The 6972-nt window shown below is 69.0% G+C and carries 5 protein-coding genes; 3 read left to right on the forward strand and 2 right to left on the reverse strand.

Annotated features, from left to right (window positions below):
• The coding region (locus U9980_RS18205; protein WP_322769016.1) for a polysaccharide biosynthesis tyrosine autokinase at positions 1-1446 on the reverse strand (1446 nt) is incomplete at its 3' end.
• 118 nt (positions 1447-1564) lie between these two features.
• On the opposite strand from U9980_RS18205, the gene U9980_RS18210 reads away from it, so the two are divergent.
• Positions 1565-3499 (forward strand): nucleoside-diphosphate sugar epimerase/dehydratase, encoded by a 1935-nt coding sequence (locus tag U9980_RS18210; protein ID WP_322769017.1) that lies wholly within the window; start codon positions 1565-1567, stop codon positions 3497-3499.
• Positions 3500-3507: 8 nt separating this feature from the next.
• Here the strand turns inward: U9980_RS18210 and U9980_RS18215 are convergent, their stop codons facing one another.
• A complete protein-coding gene (locus U9980_RS18215; RefSeq protein ID WP_416210313.1) occupies positions 3508-4812 on the reverse strand; it encodes a DegT/DnrJ/EryC1/StrS family aminotransferase in 1305 nt (434 codons plus the stop codon).
• 274 nt (positions 4813-5086) lie between these two features.
• Here U9980_RS18215 and U9980_RS18220 point away from each other — a divergent pair, with 274 nt between their 5' ends.
• Both U9980_RS18220 and U9980_RS18225 read left to right on the forward strand, forming a co-directional pair.
• Complete coding sequence (locus U9980_RS18220; RefSeq protein WP_322769018.1) at positions 5087-5587, forward strand: lytic transglycosylase domain-containing protein; 501 nt, start codon at positions 5087-5089, stop codon at positions 5585-5587.
• Positions 5588-5726: 139 nt separating this feature from the next.
• Positions 5727-6972: PucR family transcriptional regulator (locus tag U9980_RS18225; protein WP_416210314.1), on the forward strand; the 1246-nt coding region annotated here is incomplete at its 3' end.

Here is a 6972-nt window from a genome sequence, read left to right on the forward strand (position 1 = left end):
GGCCGTGGCTGGCAGCGGATCGACCGCGCCCTGGCTGGCAGCGCCGTCGTGGCCGTGCCGCCGCCCCAGCCCCATCCTGATCTGGAAGTACCCGCTGTACGACGGATAGCCGTAGGTCATGGCGTCCAGTTCCCTGGCGGGAATCATGTTGAGTACCGCTCCCAGTATCCGTGCATCCACCGTCCGTAGGACATCGCTGGCCCGGGTCAGCTGCTCACGCCGGGTCTTACCACTGCGGACGACCAGCAGGGTGCCATCGACCTGCGCGGCGAGCACGGCCGCATCGGTGACCGGAAGCACCGGCGGAGCGTCGATGAGCACAATGTCGAAGCGCCGGGACAACTCGCCCAGCACGTCGCCCATGTTGCGGGATCCGAGCAGCTCGCTGGGGTTGGGAGGCAACGGCCCGCTGGGCAGGACCTCCAGGCGGCCGCCGTCGTCGCCCCACGGCACAAGCACGTCGTCGAGGTCAGCGGCACCGATCAGCACAGACGTGAGACCGGCGGCCGTCTCGATCCCGAGGTACTCCCCGAACGACGGTCTGCGCAGGTCCGCCTCGACCAGGGCCACCCTGGCCCCGGCCTGGGCAAGGGTGATCGCCAGGTTACAGGTGGTCGCCGTCTTGCCCTCCCCGGACATCGAGCTGGCGACCAGGATGACGCGAGGCGGTGTGTCCACGTCGACGAACCGCAGGTTCGTCCGAAGTTGACGAAATCCCTCCGACCGCGCGGACTGTGCGTCCAGCGCCCCGATGAGCGGATACCGGGCACCCGCGGGGTCCAGAGCGACCGCACCGAGGGTCGCCAGGCCGGTCGCCGCGGCGACGTCGGACTCGGTCCGCACGCTCGTGTCAAGCCTCTGACGGGCCACGGCCGCACCGATGCTTACGAGCAGGCCCAGCACAGCGCCGAGCGAAATGGCACGGGCGGGCCTGGGCGCCACGGGTGCGGTCGGCAGCTTCGCATTCTCCCAGACGCTCACCCGCACCGACGGCGGACTGCCCGGAGCCGCCGTCTCGATCTCCGCGACGGCGTCGGAGAACACCTCACCGACCGCCGTCGCGATCATCTGGGCACGCCGGGCATCGCCGTCGGTCACGACAGTCTGCAACAACACCGTGTCGGGGACGGCGGTGGCCTTGATATGAGCCTGCAGGACCTGTGGCGAGAGGTCAAGTCCGAGCTTTGCGATGACCCCCGCGGCGATGCGGTCGCTGGCCACGAGATCGACATAGGACTTCACCCGCTGCTGGGACAGCAGGCCGCCCTGGTAGGCCGATGCCGCGCTGTCGCCGCCGTTCGACGACACCACCAGGGTCTCGGTGGCGGCGTAGACCTTCGTCTCCCGCCATGTGACGGCCGCGGCGACCAGTACACCAAGCATGACGCAGACCAGCAGAAGCGGCCAACTCCGGCGGAGCGCTCTGACATAATCCCGAAGTTCCACCAACAGACCTGTCCTCTCCGGGCAAAGCATCCTAGTTATCGCAGCACCACGCTGCGCGACCAACATACTCGTTTCGCATCCACACACTTACCATCAGTAGTTATTACTCTGTGGATCCATGAAGAAGCAAAGGGTTGTCGCCAGTCGAGGAGTCCGATGGTGGCGGGCTGTGGCCCGGCTCTCCCTGCTGGACCTGCGCTGGCGCGTCGGTCTACAGATCGGCGTCGACGCGGCATGTCTGTCGCTCGGTCTGGGCGCGGCCTACCTTGCCCGGTTCGGCCAGTCACCCGTGGCCGACGTCGAGTTCTGGGTGATCGCGTTTCTCGCGTCCTGCCTGTTGTACTTCACCGGAACAGCCCTGCACCTCTACCTCGGGCGATACCGGTTCGGTGGTTTCGACGAGGTACTCGCCCTGACCTGTTCGGTCGGGCTCACCACGGTCGGGATCGTCATCGTCGAGGCGACCATCGGCCGGCACGGCCCACTGCCGCTCGGGGTCCTTCCCCTTGCCGGCGCCGTGGGGCTGGTCGGGATGTTCGGCGTCCGCTACCTGTGGCGGCTGGCCGAGCAACGCAGCCGGCGCCGGCACCGCCCCGACACCGAGCCGATCATCGTCTTCGGCACGGGTGAGGGAGCCGACCGCGTGTTGGCCTCGATGCTGCACACGCCGGACAGCCCGTACCTGCCGGTGGCACTGCTCGATGACGATCCCCGAACCTGGAACCTGGCCCTGGGCGGTGTCCGGGTACGCGGTGGGCGTGACGCCATTGCCACGGTCGCCGCCCAGACCGGTGCGCACACCCTCCTGGTGGCCATCCCGAGCGCCGACGGCACGCTGCTACGGGAGATCACCATGGTCGCCGAGGACGCCGGCCTCACCGTCAAGGTGCTCCCGCGGGTGGTGGATCTCATCGACGGCCGCGTCGACGTGCGCGACATCCGCGACCTCGACCTCAGCGATCTGCTGGGACGTTGCCAGATCCAGACCGACGTCTCCTCGGTTGCGGGCTATCTCACCGGCAAGCGGGTTCTGGTCACCGGAGCCGGCGGCTCGATCGGTTCCGAACTGTGCCGCCAGATCCACCGCTACCACCCCGACAAGCTGATCATGCTCGACCGCGACGAGTCAGCCCTGCGGGCCGTCCAGCTGTCCATCCACGGCCAGCCGATCGCCGACGACGAAGCCGTCGTGCTGTGCGACATTCGGGATGTCCAGGCCGTCGACATGCTGTTCGAGCAGCACCGGCCGCAGGTGGTCTTCCACGCCGCCGCGCTCAAACACCTGCCACTGTTGGAACGCTTTCCCGGCGAGTCGGTCAAGACCAACGTCTGGGGGACGCTTGCGATCCTCGACGCCGCGGTGTCCGTCGGCGTCGAACGGTTCGTCAACATCTCGACCGACAAGGCCGCGAACCCGACGAGCGTCCTGGGCTACTCCAAGCGGATCACCGAACGCCTGACCGCCCATGTCGCCCAGCATGCACGCGGGGTGCTCGTGAGCGTCAGGTTCGGCAACGTCCTGGGCAGCCAGGGCTCCGTACTGAGGGTCTTCGCCAGCCAACTGGCAGCCGGTGGTCCGCTCACGGTCACGCATCCGGATGTCACCCGCTACTTCATGACCGTCGAGGAAGCCGTGGAACTGGTCATCCAGGCCGGAGCGCTAGGTGGAAACGGCGACATTCTGGTGCTCGACATGGGCCAACCCGTGCGGATCGCCGATGTCGCCAGGCGGCTGGCGACCCGGGCGCCGCGCCCCGTCGAGGTGGTCTACACCGGGCTCAGCGCCGGCGAAAAGCTGCACGAGGAACTCTTCGACGACGATGAACACGACATCCGCCGCCATCACCCCTTGATCTCCTACGTGTCAGCGCCACCGGTCGAACGGCGGCACATCCTCGATCTCGACCCGTGGGGAGCGCCGGAGAGCACCAGGGCAGCGCTGCGTGTGCTCGCCCGCTGCGAGGACCTCGATCGCCAGCCGCGGCTGGCGGCTGTCATCCCCACTCAACCCCGACCCGACAACGCGCCCACCGCGGTCGCCAACGAACGCTGATACGCGAACTACCCTGGGGCCGCCACCGACATGACCTTGATAAGCGCATCGGAGGCGTCGGAGATGTCGGACGGGTCGAGGGTCGGATGCACGAGGAGGGCGATCGCGGTGCGGCCCAGTTCCCCGGCCACCGGCAGGGGGGCCGCGGGCTGCCACCGCTGCGGCACGGCCGCCTCCTGGTAGACCTCCCCGCGGCAACCGGCGAAGCAGGGGATTCCCTCCGCCCGCACGGCCGCCACGACCCGGTCCCGACTCCAGCCGCCACCAAGCAGGTCAGCCCGAACAAACGCGTACCAGCGGTAGTAGGCGTGGCCGACGTGCGGGGGCGGTGCGGGCAGCCGCAATGCCGCGACGTCGCGTAGCCGAAGGGCGAGCAGCATGGCGTTGTCCCGGCGCCGCTCGACCATCTCCGGTAGGTGCGCAAGCCCGGTCCGGCCTACCGCCGCAGCCAGTTCGTGCATGCGGGCATTGGTTCCGAAGCTGTCGTGGACGATGCCCGGACCGCAGCGATCATATCCCGCCAGGTCGTCCGGATCCGGCCCGGGGCCCGCGTCCATCACCGTGAACCGTCTGCCATGGTCGGTGTAGGACCAGGCGGCCCGGTAGTACGCCGCGTCGTCGGTGGTGACCATGCCGCCTTCACCAGCGGTGCTGAGAATACTGTCACAGCCGAATGACCACACGCTGATATCGCCCAGGGTTCCGACCGGTCGACCACGCAGCGTGGCGCCGTGTGCCTGAGTGCAGTCTTCGATGACGACAAGACCGTGGGTTGCGGCCAGGTCCCGCAGCGCATCGACGTCCACCGGCCAACCGGCGAGGTGAACGGCGACAACGGCACGGGTTCGCTCGGTCAGAACCCGGCGGACGCAGTCAACGGTGATCGTCTGCGACTCGCCGTCGACATCGGCGAAGACCGGCCGGGCGCCGAGTGCGGCAACGCAGCTGACCAACGCGATGGCCGATCGCGCCGGCACCACCACCTCGTCGCCCGGCCCGATCCCGACGACCCGCAGAGCGATCTCCAGCGCAACGGTGCCGTTGGCCACCGCCAGCCCATGACAAGCGCCCACGGCGTCGGCGAACTCACGCTCGAATCGCCGTCCTTCGCGGCCCGTCCAGTAGGTGACCTCACCCCGGCGCATGGTGGCCGTCACCGCGGCGATCTCATCGGGACGGAAGACGGGCCATGATGGATACGGCCGGTCACGAACTGGTCGTCCACCGTCGAGGGCTAGCCGGGACCTCGCCAAAATGCCAATAACGTCACTCCTAGCTTCTACTGTATCTCCCTTAGTAATATCACAGCACATGCATCCACAGCGGCGTCGAAAGGTGTCCAGTTGGAATCATCTGTCCCGCGAGTCATCGGGCAGCCGGCTGCGATGCATGAGACCGTCATCGCTTCACCTCCGCACTGGACAACGGTGTCGGCACGCGGGAGGCCGGGAGATTGAGCGGATCCACACATATGATCATCCGACGCAGGAGAATGGGCGGGTGAACGCTCAGTGGAAATCGTGGACCCGGGTGCGCGGCACGACCCGGCGGGCGCTGTTACCCCGGACCGCCACGCTCACTCTGTTCATGGTCACGGTCGTGACGGCGACGGTGCTGGCCGGCTGCGGCGGTACCACATCCCGATCATCGGCTCGGGTCCCGCCCGATCTGATCCCCCTCTTCCAGGAGGCCGCAGCCGTCTACGGTGTGCTCACCGCTGCGCAGCTCGCGGGTCAGGCACGGGTGGAGAGCAAGTTCAACCGCCTGGCGGTGTCCAGCGCCGGGGCGCAGGGCCTCATGCAGTTCCTGCCCGAGACCTGGCGGCAGTTCGGCGTCGACGGCAACGCCGACGGCAAGGCGAATCCGCTGGATCCCGCGGACGCCATCCCGTCCGCCGCGCGCTATGAGGCCCATCTCGCCGACCTCGTCCAGAAGCTGCCCGGCGACCGCGTGTCATTGATCCTCGCCGCCTACAACGCAGGGCCGCGGGCCGTCCGGGACGCCGGTGGAGTCCCCGACTTCAGCGAGACCCGGGCGTACGTCGCGAACGTCCACAACTGGGCCAGCCGTTTCAACGACCAGTTCTAGCCCACCGGCAATGCGCACGATCGCGCGGTCCCACCGTGTTCCGGCAGCCGTGGTTCCATCATGCCGAAGGCCCCGGATCGTTGATGGACGGCCGACTGCGGCGTGATGATGGAGGAGACATGTTCGACGGTGGTGAGCGGTGACGCGGCCGACGACGGGCAACGACGCTCCTTCAGCCACGGGCGTGGCCGCCGGAGCCCTGCCCGAGCAAGCGGGCGCTCCCACCGCGGCCGAGGAGGTCATCCGGCGGATCGAACGGTCCAGCGGCATGCTGGCGAGCCGGGCCGTGGTGCGCATGCACGATGTCCTGCCCTGGTTTTCGAACATGTCGGCGCGCCACCGGGCTGACATCCAGATGGTGGTACAGGCGGGGATCTCCTCCTTCGTGGAGTGGTGCCGGCGGCCCGAACACGCCCGAGAGCTGTCCGGGGACGTCTTCCGGGTCGCCCCCCGTGATCTCGTCCGAGCGGTCACCTTCCGCCGCCTGGTCGACCTCGTCCGGGTGGCGGTCGAGGCGATCGAAGCCGAGGTGCCAGCCCTTGCCGGCCCCGACCACGAGCAGCGGCTGCTGGCCGATGTGCTGCGCTACTCCCGTGACATCGCCTTCGCCGGTGCGGTCGTCTACGCCCGCGCGGCTGAGGAGCGCGGCGCCTGGGATGCCCGGCTGGAGGCGCTCGTCGTCGACCATGTCGTGCGGGGCGAGGTCGAGCGGGCGCTGCCCTCGCGCGCGGCGGCGCTGGGATGGCGCAACCCGCCGGCGGTCGCAGTGATCATCGGGGACGCCCCGGACCACTCCCCCGAGGTCGTCGTCGACGAGGTCCACCGTCTCGGACGCGGAGCGGGGCTGGAGGTGCTCACCGGTGTCCACCACGAACGCCTGGTGGTCATAGTCGGTGGCGACTTCGCCGGCGACCAGGCGTCGCGGTCGGTCCGCGGCGGCGGCCAGGCCCAGCGCGCCCTGCTCAATGCCGCCGAAGCCCTGCTGCCCGCATGTGGACCGGGTCCGGTCGTCATCGGCCCGGTCGCCGCCGATCTGGCCGCCGCCGCATCCTCTGCGCACGCGGCGCTGGCCGCCGCCGACGTGGTCGCGGCCTGGCCGGCCGCGCCCCGGCCGGTGACGGCGCAGGCGCTCCTACCCGAACGTGCCCTGGCCGGCGATACCGGCGCACGCCGTGCGCTGGTGGATGAGGTCTACATTCCGCTGCGCGAAGCCGGAGCGCCGCTGCTGGCGACGGCCGGTGCCTACCTCGACTTCGGCGCCTCGCTGGAGGCCACGGCGCGCGCGCTCTACCTGCATCCCAACACGGTCCGTTACCGGCTTCGTAAGGCGGCCGACGTGTGCGGGCTTGATCCGACAGACCACCGCGAACGGTTCACCCTGCACG

The sequence above is a fragment of the Protofrankia sp. Cr1 genome (assembly GCF_963555865.1).
In the GTDB taxonomy this organism is placed as follows: Bacteria; Actinomycetota; Actinomycetes; order Frankiales; family Frankiaceae; genus Protofrankia.